18 protein-coding genes are annotated in these 23,972 nt (G+C 72.1%); 13 read left to right on the top strand and 5 right to left on the bottom strand.

Features of this window, described 5'->3' with window-relative positions:
• Positions 1-245: 245 nt before the first annotated feature.
• From metH to J0910_RS20705, 9 genes are all read left to right on the top strand, one after another.
• Positions 246-3,710 (top strand): methionine synthase, encoded by a 3,465-nt coding sequence (gene metH / locus J0910_RS20745; RefSeq protein ID WP_420160210.1) that lies wholly within the window; start codon positions 246-248, stop codon positions 3,708-3,710.
• Between the two features lie 93 nt (positions 3,711-3,803).
• The gene (locus J0910_RS20740; protein ID WP_420160209.1) at positions 3,804-4,490 is read left to right on the top strand and encodes an HAD family hydrolase; all 687 of its coding nucleotides are present in this window, start codon (positions 3,804-3,806) and stop codon (positions 4,488-4,490) included.
• A gap of 251 nt (positions 4,491-4,741) precedes the next feature.
• Complete coding sequence (locus J0910_RS20735) at positions 4,742-6,508, top strand: ABC transporter substrate-binding protein (RefSeq protein WP_420160208.1); 1,767 nt, start codon at positions 4,742-4,744, stop codon at positions 6,506-6,508.
• 244 nt (positions 6,509-6,752) lie between these two features.
• Positions 6,753-8,519: an ABC transporter substrate-binding protein gene (locus tag J0910_RS20730; RefSeq protein WP_420160207.1), complete on the top strand. Its 1,767-nt coding sequence runs from the start codon at positions 6,753-6,755 to the stop codon at positions 8,517-8,519.
• Positions 8,520-8,669: 150 nt separating this feature from the next.
• On the top strand, positions 8,670-9,149 hold the full coding sequence (locus J0910_RS20725) for a cellulose synthase (protein ID WP_420162036.1): 480 nt from the start codon (positions 8,670-8,672) through the stop codon (positions 9,147-9,149).
• Positions 9,150-9,768: 619 nt separating this feature from the next.
• Positions 9,769-10,785: an ABC transporter permease gene (locus J0910_RS20720; RefSeq protein ID WP_420160206.1), complete on the top strand. Its 1,017-nt coding sequence runs from the start codon at positions 9,769-9,771 to the stop codon at positions 10,783-10,785.
• A 74-nt stretch (positions 10,786-10,859) separates the two neighbouring features.
• A complete protein-coding gene (locus J0910_RS20715) occupies positions 10,860-12,620 on the top strand; it encodes an ABC transporter substrate-binding protein (protein ID WP_420160205.1) in 1,761 nt (586 codons plus the stop codon).
• Between the two features lie 104 nt (positions 12,621-12,724).
• Complete coding sequence (locus J0910_RS20710) at positions 12,725-13,738, top strand: ABC transporter permease (RefSeq protein ID WP_026120581.1); 1,014 nt, start codon at positions 12,725-12,727, stop codon at positions 13,736-13,738.
• A gap of 112 nt (positions 13,739-13,850) precedes the next feature.
• The gene (locus J0910_RS20705) at positions 13,851-15,692 is read left to right on the top strand and encodes a dipeptide ABC transporter ATP-binding protein (RefSeq protein ID WP_420160204.1); all 1,842 of its coding nucleotides are present in this window, start codon (positions 13,851-13,853) and stop codon (positions 15,690-15,692) included.
• A gap of 176 nt (positions 15,693-15,868) precedes the next feature.
• Here the strand turns inward: J0910_RS20705 and J0910_RS20700 are convergent, their stop codons facing one another.
• The gene (locus J0910_RS20700; RefSeq protein WP_420160203.1) at positions 15,869-16,747 is read right to left on the bottom strand and encodes a hypothetical protein; all 879 of its coding nucleotides are present in this window, start codon (positions 16,745-16,747) and stop codon (positions 15,869-15,871) included.
• Between the two features lie 158 nt (positions 16,748-16,905).
• Here J0910_RS20700 and J0910_RS20695 point away from each other — a divergent pair, with 158 nt between their 5' ends.
• Both J0910_RS20695 and J0910_RS20690 read left to right on the top strand, forming a co-directional pair.
• Positions 16,906-18,189 (top strand): sensor histidine kinase, encoded by a 1,284-nt coding sequence (locus J0910_RS20695; RefSeq protein WP_420160202.1) that lies wholly within the window; start codon positions 16,906-16,908, stop codon positions 18,187-18,189.
• The gene (locus tag J0910_RS20690; RefSeq protein WP_420160201.1) at positions 18,186-18,848 is read left to right on the top strand and encodes a response regulator; all 663 of its coding nucleotides are present in this window, start codon (positions 18,186-18,188) and stop codon (positions 18,846-18,848) included. Before J0910_RS20695 ends, J0910_RS20690 begins: the two co-directional genes overlap by 4 nt.
• Positions 18,849-18,871: 23 nt before the next feature.
• Here J0910_RS20690 and J0910_RS20685 read toward each other — a convergent pair whose 3' ends face one another.
• Positions 18,872-19,564 carry a TetR/AcrR family transcriptional regulator gene (locus J0910_RS20685; RefSeq protein ID WP_420160200.1) on the bottom strand — a complete coding sequence of 231 codons (693 nt, stop codon included), beginning with the start codon at positions 19,562-19,564 and terminating at the stop codon, positions 18,872-18,874.
• Between the two features lie 167 nt (positions 19,565-19,731).
• Here J0910_RS20685 and J0910_RS20680 point away from each other — a divergent pair, with 167 nt between their 5' ends.
• Together J0910_RS20680 and J0910_RS20675 are read left to right on the top strand one after the other, a co-directional pair.
• Entirely contained in the window at positions 19,732-20,133 is a 402-nt protein-coding gene (locus J0910_RS20680) for a hypothetical protein (protein ID WP_420160199.1), read from the top strand.
• A gap of 144 nt (positions 20,134-20,277) precedes the next feature.
• The gene (locus J0910_RS20675) at positions 20,278-20,694 is read left to right on the top strand and encodes a GntR family transcriptional regulator (RefSeq protein WP_420160198.1); all 417 of its coding nucleotides are present in this window, start codon (positions 20,278-20,280) and stop codon (positions 20,692-20,694) included.
• 290 nt (positions 20,695-20,984) lie between these two features.
• On the opposite strand, the gene J0910_RS20670 is transcribed toward J0910_RS20675, so the two are convergent.
• From J0910_RS20670 to J0910_RS20660, 3 genes are all read right to left on the bottom strand, one after another.
• Positions 20,985-21,608 (bottom strand): TetR/AcrR family transcriptional regulator, encoded by a 624-nt coding sequence (locus tag J0910_RS20670; RefSeq protein ID WP_420160197.1) that lies wholly within the window; start codon positions 21,606-21,608, stop codon positions 20,985-20,987.
• A 247-nt stretch (positions 21,609-21,855) separates the two neighbouring features.
• Positions 21,856-22,227, bottom strand: a complete 372-nt coding sequence (locus tag J0910_RS20665) for a hypothetical protein (RefSeq protein ID WP_420160196.1) — start codon at positions 22,225-22,227, stop codon at positions 21,856-21,858.
• Between the two features lie 223 nt (positions 22,228-22,450).
• Entirely contained in the window at positions 22,451-23,746 is a 1,296-nt protein-coding gene (locus J0910_RS20660; protein WP_420160195.1) for an RNA polymerase sigma factor, read from the bottom strand.
• Positions 23,747-23,972 lie beyond the last annotated feature (226 nt).

The raw sequence follows: 23,972 nt of genomic DNA, 5'->3' as shown, positions 1-23,972 counted from the left end.
GTCCCCCGCGCCCCGGGGAGGGGCGGTCTCCCGTGGCGAGACGCGGTGCGCTATCGTGCACAGCAGCGGTCGCGCCCGCGTCCGCACCCCGCCACTCGGAAACGTCGGCGACAGCAGCACGGCCGCACACAGCCGATCGGACACCGCAGTCCCCGGCCGCCCGACCCGCGCATTCGCGGAAGGGCCTGCGCCGGGCCACCCCCATGCGCGCATTCCGAGAACCGCCGAGACTACAGTGAAGGGTCATGAGCTCTCGACTCTCCTTCCGGGATGCCCTCGCTCAGCGCGTCATCGTCGCAGACGGCGCGATGGGAACCATGCTCCAGGCCCACGACCTCGGGCTGGACGACTTCCAAGGCCACGAAGGCTGCAACGAGATCCTCAACGTCACCCGCCCCGACGTGGTCCGCGCCACCCACGCCGCCTTCTTCGACGTGGGCGTCGACTGCGTTGAGACCAACACCTTCGGCGCGAACTACGGCAACCTCGGCGAGTACGACATCGTCGACCGCACCTACGAGCTCGCCGAGTCCGGGGCCCGGCTGGCCCGCGAGGCCGCCGACTCCTACACCGACGGCCGCTCCCGCTACGTGCTCGGCTCGGTCGGGCCCGGCACCAAGCTGCCCTCCCTCGGGCACGCCCCCTACGCCCTGCTGCGCGACTACTACGAGCAGTGCCACCGCGGCCTGATCGACGGCGGCGCCGACGCCATCCTCATCGAGACCTGCCAGGACCTGCTGCAGACCAAGGCCGCGGTGATCGCGGCCAAGCGGGCCCGCACCGCCCTGGGCTCCGACATCCCCATCATCGCCCAGGTCACCATCGAGACCACCGGGACCATGCTGATGGGCTCGGAGATCGGCGCGGCGCTGACCGCGCTGGAGCCGCTCGGCATCGACATGATCGGGCTCAACTGCGCCACCGGGCCCGCCGAGATGAGCGAGCACCTGCGCTACCTGGCGCAGCACTCCCGGGTGCCGATCTCCTGCATGCCCAACGCGGGCCTGCCCGAGCTCGGCACCGACGGCGCGGTCTACCCGCTGAGCCCGGGAGAGCTCGCCGACGCGCACGACACCTTCACCAACGAGTTCGGCCTCTCCATGGTCGGGGGCTGCTGCGGCACCACCCCCGAGCACCTGCGCCAGGTCGTGGAGCGGGTGCAGGGCCGCGGCATCGCCGACCGCAGGCCGGCCAACCCGCCCTCGGCCGCCTCGCTCTACCAGAGCGTGCCGTTCCGCCAGGACGCCAGCTACCTCGCGGTCGGCGAGCGGACCAACGCCAACGGCTCCAAGAAGTTCCGCGAGGCGATGCTCGAGGAGCGCTACGACGACTGCGTGGAGATCGCCCGCGAGCAGATCAGCGACGGCGCCCACCTGCTCGACCTGAACATCGACTACGTCGGCCGGGACGGCGCCCGGGACATGCGCGAACTCGCCTCCCGGCTGGCCACCGCCTCCACGCTGCCGCTGATGCTGGACTCCACCGAGCCAGAGGTGCTGGAGGCCGGCCTGGAGCTGGTCGGCGGCCGCGCGGTGATCAACTCGGTCAACTACGAGGACGGCGACGGCCCCGACTCCCGGTTCACCCGGATCATGCGGCTGGTCGAGGAGCACGGCGCCGCGGTGGTCGGGCTCTGCATCGACGAGGAGGGCCAGGCGCGCACCGCCGACTGGAAGGTGCGGGTCGCCTCCCGGCTCATCGACGAGCTCACCGGCTCCTGGGGCATGCGCACCGGCGACATCGTGATCGACTGCCTCACCTTCCCGATCACCACCGGGCAGGAGGAGACCCGCCGGGACGGCATCGAGACGCTGGACGCCATCCGCGAGCTCAAGCGGCGCTACCCCGAGGTGCAGACCACGCTGGGCCTGTCCAACCTCTCCTTCGGCCTCAACCCGGCCGGGCGCATCGTGCTCAACTCGGTCTACCTCAACGAGGCGGTCGAGGCCGGGCTGGACTCGGCGATCGTGCACGCCTCCAAGATCCTGCCGATGAACCAGATCCCCGAGGAGCAGCGGAAGGCCGCCCTCGACCTGATCTACGACCGGCGGGAGGGCGACTTCGACCCGCTCTCCGCGTTCATGGAGCTGTTCGAGGGCGTCGACGCCAAGGCGATGAAGGCCTCCAGGGCCGAGGCGCTGGCCGCGCTGCCGCTGTGGGAGCGGCTGGAGCGGCGGATCATCGACGGCGAGCTGGTCGGCATGGAGGCCGACCTGGAGGAGGCGCTGGCCGAGCGCTCCGCGCTGGCCATCGTCAACGACACCCTGCTGGCCGGGATGAAGGTCGTCGGCGAGCTGTTCGGCTCCGGCCAGATGCAGCTGCCGTTCGTGCTCAAGTCGGCCGAGGTGATGAAGGCCGCGGTGGCCTACCTCGAGCCGCACATGGAGAAGAGCGACGACGACGGCAAGGGCCGGATCGTGCTCGCCACCGTCAAGGGCGACGTGCACGACATCGGCAAGAACCTGGTCGACATCATCCTCTCCAACAACGGCTACGACGTGGTCAACATCGGCATCAAGCAGCCGGTGTCGGCGATCCTGGAGGCCGCCGAGGAGAACAGGGCCGACATCATCGGCATGTCCGGCCTGCTGGTGAAGTCCACCGTCATCATGAAGGAGAACCTCGAGGAGATGAACTCCCGGGGGATCTCCGAGCGCTACCCGGTGCTGCTGGGCGGCGCCGCGCTCACCCGCTCCTACGTGGAGGAGGACCTCGCCTCGATGTTCGGCGGCGAGGTGCGCTACGCCAAGGACGCCTTCGAGGGCCTGCGGCTGATGGACGCCTTCATGGCGGTCAAGCGCGGCGAGAAGGGCGCGGAGCTGCCCGCGCTGCGCACCCGGCGGGTCAAGACCAAGGCCAAGCTGAAGGTCACCGCCCCCGAGGACATGCCGGCCCGCAGCGACGTCTCCACCGCCAACCCGGTGCCCGAGCCGCCGTTCTGGGGCGACCGGATCAGCAAGGGCGTGCCGCTCGCCGACTACACCGCCTACCTGGACGAGCGCGCCACCTTCATGGGGCAGTGGGGGCTGAAGGGCTCCCGCGGCGACGGCCCGAGCTACGAGGAGCTGGTCGAGACCGAGGGCCGGCCGCGGATGCGGATGTGGCTGGACCGGATCCAGACCGAGGGCTGGCTGGAGGCCGCGGTGGTCTACGGCTACTACCCGTGCCACAGCGACGGCGACGACCTGGTCGTGCTGGACGAGAACGGCGGGGAGCGCACCCGCTTCACCTTCCCGCGCCAGCGCCGCGACCGCCACCTCTGCCTGGCCGACTACTTCCGGCCCAAGGAGTCCGGCGAGACCGACGTGGTCGCGTTCCAGGTGGTCACGGTCGGCTCGGCGATCAGCCGGGCCACCAAGGAGCTGTTCGAGAAGAACGCCTACCGCGACTACCTGGAGCTGCACGGCCTCTCGGTGCAGCTCACCGAGGCGCTCGCGGAGTACTGGCACACCCGGGTCCGGGCCGAGCTGGGCTTCGCCGGCGACGACCCGGCGCAGATCGAGGAGTTCTTCAAGCTGGGCTACCGGGGCGCGCGGTTCTCCCTGGGCTACGGGGCCTGCCCCGACCTGGAGGACCGGGCCAAGATCATGCGGCTGCTGGAGCCGGAGCGGGTCGGTGTGACCCTCTCCGAGGAGTTCCAGCTCGTCCCGGAGCAGGCGACCGACGCCATCGTGGTGCACCACCCCGAGGCGAAGTACTTCAACGTGTGACCCCGGCCGGCGCCGCCGCGCGCCGGCCCCGAACCGATGGCGACGAGGAGGAAGGGGCGCCCGCCGGCACCGCCGGGGGGCGCCCCACCGGAGATGGCCCCACCCCGCAGTGCTTCCCTGCCCGAGGCGGTCCTGTTCGACATGGACGGCACCCTCATCGACAGCGAAGGGATGTGGGGCGAGGCCGAGGCGGAGGTCGTCGCCGCCCTCGGCGGGGTGTGGACGGCCGAGGACCACCGGCGCAACGTCGGCGGCGCGGCCGAGCAGGTGGGCCGGTACATCGCCGAGCTCACCGGGAGCGCGCTGGGCCCGAGGGAGATCATCTCCCGGATGCAGGAGGCGTTCGGCCGCCGGCTGGCCGAGGGCGCGCCCGCCCGCCCCGGCGCCAAGGAGCTGGTCACCGAGGTGGCCGCCGCCGGGGTGCCGTCCGCCCTGGTCACCTCCACCGAGCGGATGCTGGTCGAGACCGCGATCGGCGCGATCGGCCTGGAGAACTTCGACCTCTCGGTCGCCGGGGACGAGGTGGAGCGGAACAAGCCCGACCCCTGCCCCTACCTCAAGGCCGCCCGGCTGCTCGGGGTGGACCCGGCCCGCTGCGTCGCCTTCGAGGACTCGCCCACCGGCGCGGCCTCCGCGCTCGCCGCGGGCTGCCTGACCGTGGCGGTCCCGATGATGGTCCCGCTGGAGCCCGCCGACGGGCTGATCCTGCTGGACACCCTGGACGGCGTCGACCTGGCCTGGGTGCGCGCCGCCGCCGCGGAGCACTTCGGCCGGGGCTGAGGAGCGGGCGCGGGACGCCTCTCCCCGCGCCTCCGGAAGCACACCCGGTGGCGGCCGCGTGACTCCTGGGCACCGGCGGTGATTCGGATCATATTGGTTACCGCAACTTAGATGAATCGTGACTTAACCGGCTCTAAATTGGCCGCCACGTGCATCAGATGCGAGCCATCGACCCCATCCGTCGGGATCCCGGGGAGGGCAGGTCGGCGCCGATGATGCTTCCACCGGAAGTGCTGATGAGAGGCAGAACATTGAGAAGCTCAGCGCTGGGCGGTGCGGCGGTCGCGACCGCGGCCGTCCTCCTGCTGTCCGCCTGCGGGGGCGGTGGCGGCGGCGGTGACGCCGCGGACACCGAGTTCGACCAGGGGATCGCCGAGGTCGTCAACGCGTCTGAAGAGCAGGGCGGCACGCTCCGCTACGCCATCACGGCCAACATCGAGAGCACCGACCCGGGCAACACCTACTACGGCTACGTCTGGAACTTCAGCCGGTACTACGCCCGCACCCTCTACACCTACGACACCGCCCCGGGCGAGGACGGCCGCACCATCGTGCCGGACCTGGCCGAGGGCGAGCCCGAGGTGAGCGAGGACGGCGAGACCTACACCGTCAAGCTCAAGGAGGGGCTGAAGTACGAGGACGGGTCGCCGATCGTCGCCGAGGACATCAAGTACGCCATCGCGCGGAGCAACTTCGGCCCGGACGCCCTGCCGAACGGCCCGAAGTACTACAAGGAGCACCTCGCCGAGAGCGACGACTACGAGGGCCCCTACGAGGACACCGACGACCCGCTCAAGGGCTTCGGCGGCATCGAGACCCCGGACGACCGCACCCTGGTCTTCAAGCTCAAGGGCGCCTTCTACGACTTCCCGTACGTGCTGGTCCAGCCGCAGAGCGCGCCGGTGCCCGCGGACAAGGACAAGGGCGAGCAGTACCAGGAGCAGGTGCTCTCCTCCGGCCCGTACAAGTTCGACGGCAAGTGGACCCCGGGCAACGGCCTGACCCTGGTCCGCAACGACGAGTGGGACCCGGAGACCGACCCGATCCGCAAGGCGCTCCCGGACAAGATCACCGTTGAAGAGGGCGTCGACCAGAACGAGATCGACCAGCGCCTGATGAACGGCGAGCTCGACGTCGACCTGGCCGGCACCGGCCTGGGCCCGGCGAAGAAGGGCGAGGTCCTCCAGGACGAGGACGCCAAGCGGATGCTGGACAACCCGCAGAACGGCGCGCACTACTACCTGACGGTCAACACCAAGGTGGAGCCGTTCGACAAGCTGGAGTGCCGGCAGGCCGTCCAGTACGCGCTCAACCGCAACGCGGTGCACCGCGCCTGGGGCGGCGCGGCCGGCGGCGACCCGGCCAACACCATCCTGCCCCCGGTCGTCCCGGGCCACGACGCGGAGAGCGACATCTACCCCGCCGCCGACCCGGAGAAGAACGAGGGCGACCCGGCCAAGGCCGAGGAGCTGCTCGCCGACTGCGGCGAGGAGGGCGGCGTCAAGGCCAAGCTGGGCGTCCGCGCCGACCGCCCGGCGGAGGTCTCCGCGGCCGAGGCGATCCAGCAGGGCCTGGGCCGGGCCGGCATCGAGGTGCAGATCGAGCAGTTCCCGTCCGACACCTTCACCAACACCCAGGCCGGTTCGCCCGACTTCGTGCACGACAACGAGATGGCGCTGAACATCTACGGCTGGATGCCCGACTGGAACACCGGCTACGGCTACATGAGCCAGATCCTGGACGGCGACGCCATCAAGGAGGCCGGCAACTCCAACATCTCCGAGCTGGACGACAAGGAGATCAACAAGCTCTTCGACGAGGTCGTCGGGATCGAGGACGAGGAAGAGCGGAACAAGACCTACACCGAGATCGACCGGCTGGCCATGGAGCAGGCCGTGATCGTCCCGATGGTCTACCACAAGGCCGTGCTCTACCGGCCGGAGACGCTGACCAACGCCTACTTCAACCCGAGCTGGAAGATGTACGACTACATGGCGCTGGGGACCTCCGGGGAGTAGCGGACTCCCAGGTCGCAGCGGCTGAATGAGCCCGGGGGCGGTGCACCGCCCCCGGGCCTCCGCGCTCCCGGGGCCTTTTCGGCGCGCATTGGTTACCGGAGCTTGGACGAATCGTTACGGAACCGCTCTTAGATTGGCCGCCACGTGCATCAGCGGCGAGACATCGGCCCTGATCGTCGTAACCCGGGGGGTGACGGGGCGACGCGGGTGATGCTTCCGAGAAGTGCTGATGAGAGGCTCGACATTGAGAGGCTCAGCTCTGCGCGCCACGGCGGTCGCGACGGCGGCCGCCCTCCTGCTGTCCGCCTGCGGGGGCGGTGGCGGCGGCGGGGGCGCCGACACCGAGTTCGACCAGGGGACCACCGAAGTGGTCAACCCCTCCGAGGAGAAGGGCGGCACGCTCCGCTACGCCATCACGGCCAACATGGAGAGCACCGACCCGGGCAACGCCTACTACGGCAACATTTGGAACTTCAGCCGGTACTACGCCCGGACCCTCTACACCTACCGGACGGCGCCCGGCGAGGAGGGCCGCGAGGTCGTCCCCGACCTGGCCGAGGGCGAGCCCGAGGTGAGCGAGGACGGCGAGACCTACACGGTCAGGCTCAAGGAGGGGCTGAAGTACGAGGACGGCTCGCCGATCGTCGCCGAGGACATCGAGTACGCGATCGCGCGGAGCAACTTCGGCCCGGATGCCCTGCCCAACGGCCCGAAGTACTACAAGGACCACCTGGCCGACAGCGACGGCTACGAGGGCCCCTACACCGGGGCCGAGGATCCGCTGGAGGGCTTCGGCGGCGTCGAGACCCCGGACGACCGCACCCTGGTCTTCCACCTGAAGAGGCCGTTCTACGACTTCCCGTACGTGCTGGTCCAGCCGCAGAGCGCGCCGGTCCCGGCCGAGGCGGACAAGGGCGAGCGGTACCAGGCCAGGGTGGTCTCCTCCGGCCCGTACAGGTTCGAGGGGGAGTGGACCCCGGGCAACGGGCTGACCCTGGTCCGCAACGAGGAGTGGGACCCGGAGAGCGACCCGATCCGCAAGGCGCTGCCGGACAGGATCACGGTCGAGGAGGGCGTGGACCAGAACGAGATCGACCAGCGGCTGATCAACGGCGAGCTCGACGTCGACCTCGGCGGCGTCGGCCTGGGCCCGGCGAAGAAGGGCGAGGTCCTCCAGGACGAGGACGTCCGCCCCTTCCTGGACAACCCGCTCAACGGCGGCCACTACTTCCTCGCGGTCAACACCGAGGTGGAGCCGTTCGACGAGCTGGAGTGCCGGCAGGCCGTGCAGTACGCGCTCAACCGCAACGCGGTGCAGCGGGCCTGGGGCGGCGCGGCCGGCGGCGACCCCGCGCACACCATCCTGCCCCCGAGCGTCCCGGGCCACGACCCGGAGAGCGACGTCTACCCCGCCGCCGACCCGGAGAAGGAGGAGGGCGACCCGGCCAAGGCCGAGGAGAAGCTGGAGGAGTGCGGCGAGGAGGGCGGCGTCACCACCAAGCTGGGCGTCCGCGCCGACCGCCCGGCGGAGGTCTCCGCGGCCGAGGCGATCCAGCAGGCGCTGGGCCGGGCCGGCATCGAGGTGCGGATCGAGCAGTTCCCCTCGGACACCTTCACCAACACCCAGGCCGGCTCGCCGAGCTTCGTGCACGAGAACAAGATGGCGCTGATGATCTACGGCTGGCTGCCGGACTGGAATACCGGCTTCGGCTACATGAGCCAGATCCTGGACGGCGACGCGATCAAGGACGCCGGCAACTCCAACCTGGCGGAACTGGACGACGAGGAGATCAACGGCCTCTTCGACGAGATCGTCAGCGTGGAGGACGAGGCCGAGCGGGACGAGATGGCCGCCGAGATCGACCGGCTGGCCATGGAGCAGGCCGTGATCGTGCCGATGGTGTACAGCAAGGCGGTGCTCTACCGGCCGGAGACGCTGACCAACGTCTACTTCAACCCGAGCTGGAAGATGTACGACTACATGGCGCTGGGCACCACCGCCCGGGAGTGACCCGGGGGCGGCGGCGCGGGCGGGCCCGGCAGGGCGCCGGGCCCGCCCGCGCCGGCCCCGGCCGATGCCCTAGGGGAACGGCCGGATGTGCGCGGACGGGCGGAATGCGAGACTGGAGCCATGCCGGAGACATTGCCGATCGCGGGTCCGATGCTCGGAGCGGCCATCACCATCGTGGGGCTGCTGATCTCGTGGCTGGTGTGGCGCCGCCGCGGCGCCGCGGCCGGCCTGCGCGGGGTGGCCTGGTCGCTGGTCCCGCTCGCCGCGGGGCTGCTGGGGCTGATGGCCACGCTGTGGCGGGCGGTCGCCGACATCGCCGGGATCCTCGCCGGGCTGCTGTTCAACCCGATGGTCTGGGCCGGGGTGGTGGTCGCGGGCATCGCCGCGGTGCTCTTCGTGGCCTCGGGCTTCATGCGCGCCCGGGGGATGGGCGTGCGCGGGGCCAAGGCCGCGGGCCGGTCCGAGGCCGCAGGGGCCGGGCAGGCCGAGGGGATCGCGGGGCCGGCGCCGACCGCTCCGCAGCCGAAGGCCGGGAGCGGGCAGAAGGCCCGGAAGAAGGCCGAGCCCGCCGGGGGCGACGACGACCTCGGCGACATCGAGGACCTGCTCCGCAAGCACGGGATCGAGTGAGCGCCCGCCGGCGCCGCGGCCGCCCGCCGGCCCGGAGCCGGCGTGACCTGCGCAACGGACCCGGTAAGCCGGGCTGAACGGCGCCCCGCGGCCCGCCTGTCGCGGCCGCGGGGCCGCCCCCGGAACCGCCCCTTCCCGCCCCGCGGGAAACGGGGCGTTTTCTTATGTCTGAAAAGGGCTGGTTTGTGCCTTTTATGGGCGTATTATGTCGGTCAAGGCGGCGGCAAGAGCGCCGAAAGGCGCGCCTTGCCGGTCGACCGCCCCTGTTCAGGCAGACTCGGTGACGATGGGTGATCGAGCGGACGTTATTCGTGACATGACGGATCCATCGGATAGTCGTCACGATTCAGCCACAACGTCAGGAATTGGACGTTACGACATGTGAGCTGGCGTACATTGATCGCCGTGCATACTGAGCTGCACGAATCCTGTTAGCCACGTCGAGTTTTGGTGTTAAGTCGGCTGCGCTGGCAGGTCCCGAGGCGGGGCATAACCCCGTGGACGGATCCGGCCGGTCCGAACGAGCCGGCCCACAGGCCGGTACGGCGGAAGGCCACCGGCTCTCCGGGCCGGAGCCAGGACCGCGACACAAGCGGAGTAGTGGGGGAGTAGTGGTGCCATGAGCGCGCCTTCGCACGCACCCGACCAGGTAGAGGACACCGGCCCTGCCAAAGAGGGATGGGTGGCCGCCGAGCGGTCGCTCCGCCAGATCGCCTGGCAGCGCTTCCGCCGGGACAAGGTCGCCATGGCCGGCGCCGTCGTCGTGGTGCTGCTCATCGCGATGGCCCTGCTGGCCCCGCTGCTGACCCGCCTCTTCGGGTTCCCGCCGAACGAGTTCCACCAGGACCTGATGGACCCGCTGACCGGCGGCGCCCTGAACGACCCGGCCAATCCCACCTCCGGGATCGACCCCTGGGGCGGCATGTCCTGGACCCACCTGCTGGGCCTGGAGCCGGTCACCGGGCGGGACATGTTCAGCCGCATCGTCTACGGCGCGCAGATCTCCCTGCTGGTGGCCTTCGGCGCCACCGTGCTCTGCGTGGTCATCGGCACCGTGCTCGGCATCGTCGCCGGCTACTTCGGCGGCTGGGTCGACACCGTGATCAGCCGGGCGATGGACATCTTCCTGGCCTTCCCGCTGCTGCTGTTCGCCATCGCGCTGGCCGGCGTCATCCCCGACGGCGCCTTCGGCCTCCAGGGCAACGGCCTCAGGGTGGCCCTGCTGATCTTCATCATCGGCTTCTTCAACTGGCCTTACATCGGGCGCATCGTCCGCGGGCAGACGCTCACCCTCAAGGAGCGCGAGTTCGTCGAGGCGGCCCGGAGCCTGGGGGCCGGCAACGGCCACATCCTCTTCCGCGAGCTGCTTCCGAACCTCGTCACGCCCATCCTCGTCTACTCGACGCTGCTCATCCCGACCAACATCATCTTCGAGGCCTCACTCTCCTTCCTGGGTGTCGGCATCAATCCCCCCACCCCGAGCTGGGGCGGCATGCTGTCCAACTCGCTGGACTACTACACCACGTCGCCCCATTACGTGATCATCCCCGGCCTGGCCATCTTCATCACGGTCCTGGCGTTCAACCTCTTCGGTGACGGACTGCGGGACGCCTTCGACCCCCGCTCCTCCGACTGAGCGATGAGCTCGGCTCGGTCGCGGAGGCGTCCGGGCACGGCGATGGGCACGCGGCAACGAGAAAGGCAAGGAATTTGAGTAAACGAGCACTGGGACTGGCCGCGCTGGGCGTCACCTCGGCCCTGTTCCTGAGCGCCTGCGGCGGGGGCGGCGGCACCGGCGGCGGGGACGCGGCCGGCAGCTTCGACCAGGGCACCACCGAAGTGGTCAACGCCTCGGACGAGAAGGGCGGCACGCTCCGCTACGCCATCTCGGCCAACATCGAGAGCACCGACCCGGGCAACACCTACTACGGCTACGTCTGGAACTTCAGCCGGTACTACGCCCGCACCCTGCTGACCTACAGCCCCGAGGTCGGTGAGAAGTCCACCGAGCCGGTGCCGGACATGGCCACCGACATGCCGAAGATCAGCGACGACGGCAAGAGCTACACGCTGACCCTGCGCGACGGCCTCACCTACGAGGACGGCTCGCCGATCGTCACCGAGGACATCAAGTACGCCATCGCGCGCAGCAACTACGGCGACGACGCGCTGCCCAACGGCCCGCGCTACTTCAAGGAGCTGCTCGCCGACAGCGACGACTACGAGGGCGTCAACGCCAACCCCTCCGACCCGCTGGCCGGCTTCGACGGCATCGAGACGCCGGACGAGAAGACGATCGTGTTCCACCTCAAGGAGCCGTTCGCCGACTTCCCCTACGTCCTGCTCCAGCCGCAGACCGCCCCGGTCCCCGCTGAGGCGGACAAGGGCCAGCAGTACCAGGAGCAGGTGGTCTCCTCCGGCCCGTACAAGTTCGACGGCAAGTGGACCCCGGGCAACGGCCTGACCCTGGTCCGCAACGAGGAGTGGAGCGCCGACTCCGACCCGATCCGCAAGGCGCTGCCGGACAAGATCACGGTCCAGGAGGGCGTCGACCAGAACGAGATCGACCAGCGCCTGATCAACGGCGAGCTCGACGTCGACCTCGGCGGCAACGGCCTGGGCCCGGCCAAGAAGGGCGAGGTCCTCAGCAACGAGGACGACAAGGCCAACCTCGACAACCCGGAGAACGGGTCGCTGCGGTACGTGGCCGTCAACACCGTGGTCGAGCCGCTGGACGACGAGGCCTGCCGGCAGGCGATCATGTACGCCGCCGACCACGACTCGATGCAGCGCGCCTGGGGCGGCGCCGCCGGCGGCGAGATCCCCAACGACGTCATCCCGCCGCAGATCGCCGGGCACGACCCGGACCTCGACCTGTACCCGTCCAAGGACGACAAGGGCGACCTGGACAAGGCCGAGGAGAAGCTGAAGGAGTGCGGCGAGGAGGACGGCTTCAGCACCAACCTCGGCGTCCGCGCCGACCGCCCGACCGAGGTCGCCGCCGCCGAGGCCGTCCAGCAGAGCCTGGGCCGGGTCGGCATCGAGGTGGAGATCAAGCAGTTCCCCTCGGACACCTTCACCAACACCCAGGCCGGCTCCCCTGACTTCGTGCACGACAACGAGCTCGGCCTGAACATCTACGGGTGGATCCCGGACTGGCCGACCGGCTACGGCTTCCTCAGCTACATCGCGCACGGCGACAACATCAAGAAGGCGGGCAACTCCAACATCTCCGAGCTGGACGACAAGGAGATCAACGAGATGCTCGACGAGGCCGTCCGCACCGAGGACGCCGACGAGCAGGCCCGGCTCTACTCCGACATCGACCGCCGGATCATGGAGACCGGCGCGATCCTGCCCATCGTCTTCGAGAAGTCCGTGCTGTACCGCCCGGACAACCTGACGAACGTCCACTTCAGCCAGGGCTACTCGATGTACGACTACATGACGCTGGGGACCACCGGATCCTGACGGTGGCATACCCCCTGACCCTTCGAGCCGAGAGTTAGGCAGGTGAAGGCCGCGGGGGCGGCCGGGCCCGGATCGGGCCCGGCCGGCCTCCCCGGCCGGACACGTTGGTCACATACATTCTTCGTCGCCTGGGCGCCGGCGTCCTCCTGCTGGCCATCGTGACCCTGGTGACCTTCATGATCTTCTACGTGGTCCCCCGCATGGCGGGCCAGACCGTGCAGCAGCTGGCGACCATGTACGTCGGGAAGGCGCCCACCGCGGAGGCCATCGAGGCCACCATCGACCGGCTGAACCTCGACCAACCGGTCGCGCTGCAGTTCTGGGAGTTCGTCAAGGGCATCTTCGTCGGGGCGACCTACAGCTTCGGCGGCCGCGAGGTCGTCTGCTCCGCCCCCTGCTTCGGGTACTCCTTCCAGAACTACACCGAGGTCTTCCCGGAGCTCATGGCCCGGCTCCCGATCACCTTCTCGCTGGGCCTGGGCGCCGGCGTGATCTGGCTGATCGGCGGCGTCGCGGTCGGCGTGATCTCCGCGATCAAGAAGGGCAGCATCTTCGACCGCCTGGCGATGGGCGTCGCCCTGGCCGGCGTCTCCCTCCCGGTCTTCTTCACCGGCCTGCTCATGCTGGCCTTCCTGGTGCACGCCTGGGACATCTTCGAGACCCCGCGCTACACCCCGCTGGCCGAGGACCCCGTCGCCTGGATGACCGGGATGATCCTGCCCTGGCTCACCCTGGCCTTCCTGCACGCCGCCCAGTACGCGCGGCAGACCCGCGCGGGCATGCTGGAGACCATGGGCGAGGACTACATCCGCACCGCCCGGGCCAAGGGGCTGCCGGAGCGCAAGGTCATCCTCAAGCACGGCCTGCGCCCCACGCTCACCCCCATCGTCACCATCTTCGGCCTCGACATCGGCCTGGTGCTGGGCGGAGCGGTCCTCACCGAGCAGGTCTACTCGCTCAACGGCATCGGCCGCTACGCGGTGCAGGCCATCATCTCCCAGGACCTCCCGGTGATCCTCGGCGTCACCCTCCTCGGCGCCTTCTTCGTGGTGGTCTGCAACCTCATCGTCGACTTGCTCTACGCCTGGGTCGACCCCCGGGTGCGGGTGGCCGGCTGACCGGGCCCGGCCGCCCCGCCCGGGGCGGCCGGCCCATCCGCCAACGAGCAGTTCTCCCGCTCCCCGAGCCGCGGCAGGCGGCCGGGGGCCCGAGCCGAAGGAAGAACCGGTAATGACGACCCCCGGAAACGGGCAGGGCTCCGCCGACGCGGCGGTCCGTGTCCAGGACCTCTGCATCACCTTTCCGACGATGGACGGCGACGTCCACGCCGTCGACGGGCTCTCCTTCGAGGTGGCCCGCGGGGGCGCGCTGGGCATCGTCGGCGAGTCCGGGTCCGGCAAGAGCGCGACCTCGCTGGCGCTGATGGGCCTGCACCGCGGCACCAAGGCCCGGATCACCGGCGAGATCTCGGTGGCGGGCACCGACATCGTCACCGCGTCCAACGACCGGATCCGGCAGATGCGCGGCAACGAGATCGCGATGGTCTTCCAGGACCCGATGTCCTCGCTGCACCCGCAGTACACCATCGGCGACCAGCTCATCGAGGCGTACCGGACGCACAACCCCAAGGCCGCCAAGGCCGAGGCGAAGAAGCGCGCCGTCGAGTCGCTGGACCGGGTGGGCATCCCCGAGCCGGCCCGCCGGATCAACTCCTACCCGCACGAGTTCTCCGGCGGCATGCGCCAGCGCGTGGTCATCGCGATGGCGCTGATGTGCGACCCGACGGTGCTGCTGGCCGACGAGCCGACCACCGCCCTGGACGTCACCGTGCAGGCGCAGATCCTCGACCTCCTCGACGACCTCCGCCGCGACCTGAACATGTCGCTCATCCTGGTCAGCCACGACCTCGCGGTGGTGGCCGGCTCGGTCGACGAGGTCCTGGTGATGCAGAAGGGCAAGGCGGTCGAGCACGGCGGCGTCCGCCAGGTGCTCTCCGAGCCCGAGCACCCCTACACCCGGGCACTGCTCGCCGCGGTGCCCCGGGTCGAGGTCTCGCGCGCCCAGCGCCGCGCCGAGGTCCGCGCCGACCGGGCCAAGGCCGAGGGGCGGGAGCTCCCGGCCGAGGACGGGGCCGCGGAGAAGCGGGAGGAGAAGGCGGCCGGGGCGCCGGCGCGCACCGGCTCCGCGCCGAGCCCGGAAGCGGACGGCGCGTGGACCCCGGACCAGCCGCTGCTCAAGGCCGAGGACCTGGTGATGAAGTTCAAGGTCCGCGGCGGCGCGTTCGGCCGCGCCTCGGACTTCTACGCGGTCAAGGACGCCTCCTTCGAGCTGTACAAGGGCGAGACGCTCGGCATCGTGGGCGAGTCCGGGTCGGGCAAGTCCACCCTGTCCCGGATGGTGATGCGGCTGCTCCAGCCCACCTCGGGCAAGGTCGTCTTCGAGGGCCGCGACATCACCCGGATCTCCGAGCGGCGGCTCCGGCCGCTCCGCCGGGACGTGCAGATGGTCTTCCAGAACCCCTACTCCTCGCTCAACCCCCGGGTCACCATCGGCGACTCCATCGGGACCGCGCTGCGGGTGCAGGGCGAGAAGGACACCAAGCAGATCAAGCAGCGGGTGCAGGAGCTGCTGGAGCGGGTCGGGCTGGAGCCGCGGCACTACAACCGCTTCCCGCACGCCTTCTCCGGCGGCCAGCGCCAGCGCATCGCGATCGCCCGCGCGCTGATCCTCCGCCCCAAGCTGGTCATCTGCGACGAGCCGGTCTCCGCGCTGGACGTCTCCACCCAGGACCAGGTGCTGCGCCTGCTGTCGGAGCTGCAGGACGACTTCGACCTCACCTACATCTTCGTCGCCCACGACCTCGCGGTGGTCCGCCAGGTCAGCGACCGGGTCGCGGTGATGCGCAAGGGCGAGATCGTGGAGATGAGCGACAGCGACAGCGTGTACGAGTCCCCGCGGGACGAGTACACCCGCTCGCTGCTGAACGCCGCGCCGGTGCTCGACCCCGACGAGGCGCGGGCCCACCGCGCGGAGCGGATCCGGCTCCGGGCCGAGAAGTCCGCGGCGGCCTGACCGGCACCGGGGAGGACCGGCCGCGGAGAAGCACACGGAACCGCGGAGAACGGAGAGAGGGGCGCCGCGCGGACCGGTCCGCGCGGCGCCCCTCTCTCCTTCCGGTGATCTCGGCGCTGCGGCCCTGCCGGAGCGTTCCGGCAGGGCCGCAGCGCCGAGATCACCGGGCCCCCGGGTCAGCCCGCTCGGCGGCCGGTCAGCCCCCAGGCGAGCAGCGCCGCCCCGACGCCGGCCTGGACCAGCTGGAACGCCCGGGGCGGGTCGAACGCCGCGCCGGTGAACAGCGCGGGCAGGTACTGCGCGCCGAGGGAGAGGACGGCGACGGTGAGCAGCACGCCTCCCGCCCACAGCGCCGTGGTCGACCCCCGGCGCCCGGCACCGCGCTCGGGGGCGCCGTTCCCGGAGACGCCGTTCCCGGGGGCGCCGGGACGGGCCGCGGCCGGTTCCGGCGCCGGCGCCCCGGGGCCCGCGGGGGCCGCCGCCGCGGAGACCGGTACCGGCCGCTCCCGGGCCTCCTCCCCGTCCCCGCCGGTCAGGGCGGACAGGATCCCCCACGCCGCGATCACCGTGTTCCAGAACATGACGATCCCCAGCGGGGTGAAGTAGCCGTTCAGCACGGCGGTGCGCTCCGGGTCCCCGGTGAACAGGATCAGCCCGACCAGCACGGCGGCGCCGATGGCGCAGGCCAGGGTGGTCTGCAGCCAGCCGAGCGCCTCGCGGCGGATCGCGGGGGCGCCCTTCCTCGGCGGCCGGGCTGGCGGCGGGCCGCCCGCGAAGCGGTGCGCGAACCGGACGTCCGCCCAGCGGATGACGGTGTGGCCGAAGGCCACGGTGAAGCCGAGGTACAGCGCGCCCAGCCCGTGGCCGAACTCGGCGGTGCCGCCGCCGGCCAGGTGCAGGGCGATCGCGCCCAGCAGCACCACGTCCAGCACCGGGACCGAGAGCAGCAGCGCGGTGCTGGTCCTGGGCATCCGCAGCAGGTAGCGGACGGCCAGCCCGCCCAGCACCAGGACCCAGAACAGGACCTCGCAGGCCAGGATGAAGGCCACGATCATCGGGAAGCGCCTCCTGCACGTCTCTCGCCAAGGACCCGGGGACCGGATCACCGCGATCCTCCCGCGCGGGCCCGGCGCGGTCATCGGCGGAGGCGGGGAGATCGGCGTACGACCTTCGGAGTACGCGCCCGCGGCGCGGACGTGCTGGGATAGGAGCCGTGAGAACGATCCGCGGCCCCCTCGACCCCGACCGCAGGCTGCTCGGCGGCCGGCTCTACCTCGGCAGCCTGCTCTGGGCGTGCGGCCAGTTCGCCCTGGGGCTGCTGCTCATCCGGGTGAACCTCTACATCGAGCGGCCCAACACCGAGCCGGCCGTCCTCGTCGGCACGCTCACCGCGATCTGCCTGCTGGTCATGGTCCGCCGGACCCGGCCCGGCGCGGCCCTGGTCTGCGGGTTCGCCGTGCTCGCGGTGGACGTGTGGTTCGGGCCCTCCAGCGGGGTGCTGCTGAGCTTCGGCGACCTGCTCTACGCCGCGTGCGCGCTGGGGAGCCGGCGCACCATGTGGACCGCCGCGTCGGGCGTCGGGCTGCTCTCCGCCGCCGCCCTGGGGCTGCTCGCCTGGGCCATGTTCTTCCTGACCGACGGCGGCCTGGCCGGCTTCCTCCAGGGGGTCGGCCTGTTCTCGCTGCTCTTCGTCACCCCGATGATCACCGGGCTGACCGTGCGCGAGCACCGGGAGCGGGCCGAGCTGCTCCGCGCCCAGGCCGAGCAGCGGGTGCGCCTGGCCGAGCTGGACCGCGCCAACGCGATCACCGAGGAGCGCGGCCGGGTCGCCCGGGAGCTGCACGACGTCATCGCCAACCACCTCAGCGCCGTCGCGGTGCAGTCCACCGCGGCGCTCTCCCGCCGGGACCTCGACCCGGAGCGGACCCGGCGGGTACTGGAGGTCGTCCGGGACAACAGCGTGCAGGGGCTGGAGGAGATGCGCCGGATGATCGGCGTGCTGCGGGCCGGAAGCGGCGGGGCCGACCCCGCGGCGCCCCGGCTCAGCGAGACCGACCTGCTGGTGCGCAGCGCGCGCGAGGCGGGCCTGGAGGTGGAGGCGGAGGTGCGCGGAACCCCCCGCGAACTGCCGGCCCAGGTCGAGGCGGCCGCCTACCGGGTCGTCCAGGAGGCGCTGACCAACGCGCTGCGCTACGCGGAGCCGGCCCGGGCCGGCGTGGCGGTGGAGTACCCGCCGGCGCCGGGCGCGGCCCCGGACCGGCTGGTGGTGCAGGTGGACAACCCGGTCACCGGGGACCCGGGGGAGCGCTGGGACGGCGGCGGCGCCGGGGTCGGGCTGGTCGGCATGCGGGAGCGCGCCGTGCTGCTGGGCGGCGACTTCTCCGCCGGGCCGGCCGGCGGCGGGACGTGGCGGGTCCGGGTCGAGCTGCCGTGCGGCGGCGGGGAGAGCGGCGGCGGAACCGGCGGGCAGGGCGGCGGAGCGGAGGCGGGCCGATGATCAGGGTCGTGGTGGCGGAGGACCAGTGGGCGGTCCGCTCGGGGCTGGTGATGATCCTCGAAGGCGCCCCCGACATCGAGGTGGTGGCCGAGGCCGGGGACGGCGAGGAGGCGGTCGCGGCGGTCCGCCGCACCCGCCCCGACGTGGTGCTGATGGACGTGCGGATGCCCCGCAAGGACGGCATCGCCGCCGCCCGGGAACTGGCCGGCGCCTCCACCGATGTGCTCGTGCTGACCACCTTCGACCTGGACGAGTACGTGTTCGGCGCGCTGCGCGCCGGGGCCGCCGGGTTCCTGCTGAAGAACATCGAGGCCGACGCGCTGATCGAGGCGGTCCGGGTGGTCGCCCGGGGCGACGGGATGATCGCCCCGGCGGTGACCAGGCGGCTCATCGCCGAGTTCGCCGGCCCCGGGCCGCAGGCCGCACCGGAGCGGCCCCGGGTGGCCGCGGAGGCCCTCGCCGGCCTCACCGCCCGCGAGCGCGAGGTGCTGGCCTGCATCGGCGAGGGCCTGTCCAACCGGCAGATCGCCCGCAGACTGGGCATCACCGAGACCACCACCAAGACCCACGTCAGCCGGATCCTCACCAAGCTGGACCTGCGCAGCCGGGTGCAGGCCGCGATCGTCGCCCAGGAGAGCCCCGGCCTGCACGGCGGCTGACCGCCCGGACCGGCCTTGGGGCGCTAGGCGTGGACCGGGACCAGGGCGGCGATCAGCGCCTCCAGGCCCTCGTCGAACTGGCGGGCGTGGTCGACGGGGACGTCGCGGAGCGCGGTGACGGTGGGGAACCGGCCGTCCAGAACGGCGGGCGAAGGGCTCTCCAGGCCGCGGGAGCGGACCTCGCGGACCACCGCGCCGGTGACGTAGGACTCGAAGGCCGCGGCGGCGGAGACCACCGAGCCGCCGTCCAGGCCCGCCTCGGCGAAGGCGCCGTAGAGCAGCTCGGTGGAGCGCAGCGCGGGCACGGTGTCCGGCCGGCGGTTGATCAGCAGCTGCAGCGCGCCGGAGTGGCGGAGCAGGGCGGACCGGTAGCGGTGCGCCCAGGCCCGCAGCCGCTCGTCCCAGGGGATGTCCTCCGGCTCCTCCCCGCGCTCCCCGGGGTCCCCGGGGTCCTCCGGGTCCCCTTCTTCCCCGCCCTGCTCCGCGGCGGCCTCCTCATCGGGGGCGGGGCGGTCCAGGTCGATGATGTAGGCGGCGATCGCATCGAACAGCTGCTCCTTGCCGAGCGGGAAGTGGTGGTAGACCGCCATCGCCTCCACTTCCAGCGCGTCGCCGAGGCGGCGCATGGTCAGGCGGCGCAGCCCCTGCCCGTCGATGATGCGGAGGGCCTCGATGATGATCCGGTCGGTGCTCAGACCTGCGTTGTTACGGCTCACAAGCGATCAGCCTAGGCATACGCCGTAAGGTTCGCCACCGGTTCCGGGTGACCGCCCGCCCTACCCGAAGTGACGCCGGGCACACTAGGGTTGGGGCGTCCGCCGTCTGGGAACGCCGCGGAAGCACCGCGGGAGCGCCGAGCGCGAACGAGAGTGAGGAGCCCGGAGTGGGTTGGGGACCGATCGGCCGCAAGGGCGATGAGAACCTGCGGCGCCGCCGCGAGGAGGACGAGCGCAGCGCCGAGCGCCTGCCCGCGCTGCTGGCGGAGGTGGCCGCGGCCGAGCGGGCGCTGGCCGCGGCGCAGGGCGCCGGGGCGGGGGCCGAGGAGCTGAACCGGCTCGGCACCGCGCTGGACGCGGCGCTCACCGCCGCGATGCGCGCCGCCTACGCCGAGGAGCGGCTGCTGGTCGGGGCGCGCGGCTACACCGACCGGATCTACCGGCGCAAGCGCCTGGCCCGCCCCGATGTGCGCGCCGCCACCGAGCGCGCCGAGCTGCTGCTCACCGCGAGGGAGACGCACCGCCTGCACGGCGTGCAGCGGGTTCCGCGCCGCCCCGCCGGGGTCTGAGGATGCGCGCCCCTCCCCGCGATGGCAGGATCTAGGGGAGGGGCCGGCCCGGTGCCGCGCCCCGGCCGAACCGCCCTCATCCGGCGGCCGGCCGCGCAAGCCCCGCGGACGCGCGGGGGCGGACCGACGACGGCAGGACCGACAGTGGCGACCGACGGGCCCGATTTCATCCGCATCGACCCAGAGTCCAAGGTGCCCCCCTACGAGCAGATCCGCTCCGCGGTCGCCAACGCCGCGGCCGAGGGGGAGATCCCGGTCGGCTACAAGCTGCCCACCGTGCGCGCCCTGGCCGGGCACCTGTCGGTCGCGGTGAACACCGTGGCGAGGGCCTACCGGGAACTGGAGCAGGCCGGCGTACTGGAGACCCGGGGCCGCTCCGGCACCTTCGTCGCCGCCGGCGGCGACGACCAGCGCGCGGAGGCGGTCACCGCGGCCCGCGCCTACGCCGACGTCGTCTCCCGGCTCGGCCTGCAGCGCAAGGAGGCGCTGGACATCGTGGCGGCGGCGCTGCTGCAGTCCGGCGGCGTCCCGGACCGCCGCGCCCCCGCCGCGGACCGCTGACCGGACCCCGGCCGTACCGCCTCCCGACCGGCCGGCCTCCGCGTCGCCCCTCCGCACCCGGCCCCGCAGCCTCGGCCGGGTCCGGGCCGCCGCCGGGGCGCCGGTCCGGTGGAGGGGAGGAGGGCCGGGGCCGGCGGTCGCCGAGGTGTCTCCGCCCCGTCCCCCGGGCAGGGAGCACGAGGGGCGGGAGGCCGCCCCCGGAGAGCGCTCCCGGGCACCGCCCGACCCGGCGGAACCCGCCCGGAGGCATGCCGGGGCCCGCGCGGAGAGGGGCCGGGGCGCGGCGCCGCTCAGTCCCCGGCCGGGCCGTCGTCGAGCAGCCGCGGCGCCACCTCGGCGATGGTGCGCTCCAGGTCCTCCAGCGTGGTCGACCCGTGCAGCAGCAGGACCAGCTCCTGGGTCCAGACCTCGTGCAGGGCGCGGGCGAGCAGCCGGGCCCGCTCCGAGGGCGCCTCGGCGGTCTCCGGCCCGTAGGCGCTGTAAAGCACCACCGAGGTGAGCCGGTCCTGGACGGCGGAGCGCCAGTCCACCACCGAGGCGTCGGCCGAGTTCGCGGCGCGCAGCATCGCGTCGGCGAGCTCGGGCTCGCGCAGGATCCACCGGGCGGTGCGGACCAGGACGCCCGCGGCGCGCTCCCCGGGGCGGTCCCCCAGCAGCGGGCGCCGCCGGATCGAGGCGTCCAGGGAGGCGATCTCCCCGGCCAGCACCGCGACCATCAGGTGCGTCTTGGACGGGTAGTAGCGGTAGAGCGTGGCCAGCGCGACGTCGGCCCGCTCGGCCACGTCGCGCATGTGCACGCTCTCCAGGCCGCCGCGGGCGGCGAGCGCGGCCGCCGCCCGGGTGATCCGCCCCCGCCGCCGCCGCTCGTTGCGCTCCCTGGCGGTGAGGTGCTGCTCGGCGTGGTGCGCGCTCACGTTCTCCCCGGGTCTGCGAAGGGGCTGCGGGTGGGCCCCGGTACGTCGCGGCAGGCCTCCGCCGCGGTGCCGCGGAAGCCGGCCCAGGGGCGGTCGGCCCCCGGGTGGATCGGCGCCCGCCACGTTAGCGCAGCCGCTCCGGGCGCGCCGCCTCCGCGGCTCCCGCACCGCGGCTCCCGCACCGCGGCTCCCGCACCGCGCGGGCCGCGGCGCCGGGGCGGGCGGGGGAGGGCCTGCGGCGGGGAGGTCAGCGCCGGCCCAGGCCCACCACGGCGATCAGGTAGAGCATGATCATGCCGAGCCAGGAGAGCACGACCCCGGCGGGCCCCAGCATCCCCCCGGAGACCGCGGTCAGCGGGATGGAGAGCACCATCGCGATCAGCCCGAGGATGAGGCGGGGGCTCTTCCACTGCTCCTCGTAGCTCACCCGCTGCCTCGGTTCCCTCCCGGCCAGCCGTCCGGCCAGGTGGGCGTCGACGCGGGCCTCCACGGCGGAGTCGATCCGCTCGACGAGCGAGGCGGCGATCGCGTCGTCGTAGTCGGGGCCGAGCTCCCGGCTGGTCTGCAGGGCGGCCGCCACCTCGTCGCGGGGGGCCTTCGGCGGGGTCTGTCGGTCCATGACCGCCATTGTCCACCCGGGCGGGCCGCCGTACCCGCCGGCTCAGGGACCGGCCAGGGAAGAATCAGGGTTCCCCGACCTCCCCGGAGGGGCGGGTCCCGGCCTCCCGGCGCCCGGGGCCGCCGCCGGGAGGGCGGGGCGGGCGGAGCGGAAAAGGCCCCGCGCCCGCCGGGGGGCGGGCGCGGGGCCTCAGGGATGTTCGGTTGTGCCGCCTCCGGCGGGGTCAGCTGGCGAAGTCCAGCAGCTGCCGGGCCCGGCTGGGGTGGCGGAGCTTGGACAGCGACTGCTTCTCCAGCTGGCGGATGCGCTCCCGGGTCAGCCCGAGGTGCTTGCCGATCTCGTCGAGGGTCCGCGGGCGGCCGTCCATCAGGCCGAACCGCAGCGACATGATGGTCGCCTCGCGCGGCTCCAGGTCCTCCAGGGCGCGGCGCAGCTGGTCGGCCATGAGCTGGCGGTCGACCACCTCGGATGCCTCGGAGGCGTCGATGTCCTCGATGAGGTCGCCGATCCGGGTCTCGCCGTCCTCGCCGATGGTGGAGTCGAGGCTGATCGGCTGGCGGGTGACGCGCAGCAGCTCCTCGATCTGGGCCGGGGTCTTGTCCAGCTCGTGGGCGAGCTCCTCGGGGGAGGGTTCGCGCCCCAGGGTCTGGTGCATCTCCCGCTCCAGCCTGCTCACCTTGCTGAGCAGCTCGAGCACGTGCACCGGGAGCCGGATGGTGCGGGCGGAGTCGGCGAAGCCGCGCTGTATGGCCTGCCGGATCCACCACATGGCGTAGGTGGAGAACTTGTAGCCCTTGGCGTAGTCGAACTTCTCCACCGCGCGGATCAGCCCGAGGTTGCCCTCCTGGACCACGTCCAGCAGGGACATGCCGCGGTCGCTGTACTTCTTGGCGACCGAGACCACCAGCCGCAGGTTGGCCTCCAGCATGTGCTGCTTGGCCTGGCGGCCGTCCTCGGCGACCCACTCCAGGTCGGCCCGCTCGGTCTCGCCGAGCGCCTCGGGGGCGGGCGAGCCGGGGAGGTTGCCCAGGAGGTGGTCGGCGTACAGGCCGGCCTCGATCCGCTTGGACAGGTCCACCTCCTGCTCGGCGGTGAGCAGCTGGCGGCGGCCGATCGCCTTCAGGTAGGTGTGGACCGAGTCGCCCATGGCGGGGGACTGGTCGTCGAGGTCGGCCTCCACCTCGCCGCCGGAGGCCTTGGCGCCCTTGCCGCGCGCGGCGGGGGCCTTCACCATGTCCAGTGCCTCTTCGAGGACCTCGTCCTCGGTGTCGGCGTCCACCGACTCCACCCCGGAGGCGTCCTCGCCGTTGGCGAGCCGCACCCCGGCGTCGGTGAGCTCACGCAGGATGGAGCGGCCGTCGGACGGGCTGATGCCCGCTGCGGAGAACGCGCCCCGGAGCTCCGCCAGGGACAGGTGTCCCTGCGAGCGCCCCCGGGTGATCAGCTCGTTGAGAGCCGCCGATGCGGCGTCCCCGGTCTCCGTGATCGCAGGAGAAGTGGCTAGGGCAGTGCGCGTCATGAAGGCACCTCCCTCCCTTCCAAGACGTGAGGCGCGCGGCGACCTCTGGAACCGCCGACTCGGCGCGCCATTATGTCTAACGTGTCAGAGAGTCAAATGTTCCCGGTCTCGATTGGATATCGTCCGCCGTGGAACACATCACGGTCGCGGGTGTTCCGACCGGTCCGCAGAGCAGGTAGGGCGCTGCCTCGCGCATCGGCGGGGGAACCCGGGGTTCGCACCACCG

The organism is Nocardiopsis oceanisediminis (assembly GCF_048595525.1).
GTDB lineage: Bacteria > Actinomycetota > Actinomycetes > Streptosporangiales > Streptosporangiaceae > Nocardiopsis_A > Nocardiopsis_A oceanisediminis.
Note: the sequence above shows the minus strand (reverse complement) of the source record. Positions and strands in the feature narration are given on the sequence as shown.

Bases quoted from the DNA above. Each gene is read 5' to 3' on its own strand.
- J0910_RS20740 (WP_420160209.1), top strand. From the start codon at position 3,804: ATGGCCCCACCCCGCAGTGCTTCCCTGCCCGAGGCGGTCCTGTTCGAC.
- J0910_RS20690 (WP_420160201.1), top strand. From the start codon at position 18,186: ATGATCAGGGTCGTGGTGGCGGAGGACCAGTGGGCGGTCCGCTCGGGG.
- J0910_RS20705 (WP_420160204.1), top strand. From the start codon at position 13,851: ATGACGACCCCCGGAAACGGGCAGGGCTCCGCCGACGCGGCGGTCCGT.
- J0910_RS20720 (WP_420160206.1), top strand. From the start codon at position 9,769: ATGAGCGCGCCTTCGCACGCACCCGACCAGGTAGAGGACACCGGCCCT.
- J0910_RS20665 (WP_420160196.1), bottom strand. From the start codon at position 22,227: ATGGACCGACAGACCCCGCCGAAGGCCCCCCGCGACGAGGTGGCGGCC.
- J0910_RS20660 (WP_420160195.1), bottom strand. From the start codon at position 23,746: ATGACGCGCACTGCCCTAGCCACTTCTCCTGCGATCACGGAGACCGGG.
- J0910_RS20725 (WP_420162036.1), top strand. From the start codon at position 8,670: ATGCTCGGAGCGGCCATCACCATCGTGGGGCTGCTGATCTCGTGGCTG.
- J0910_RS20700 (WP_420160203.1), bottom strand. From the start codon at position 16,747: ATGATCGTGGCCTTCATCCTGGCCTGCGAGGTCCTGTTCTGGGTCCTG.
- metH (WP_420160210.1), top strand. From the start codon at position 246: ATGAGCTCTCGACTCTCCTTCCGGGATGCCCTCGCTCAGCGCGTCATC.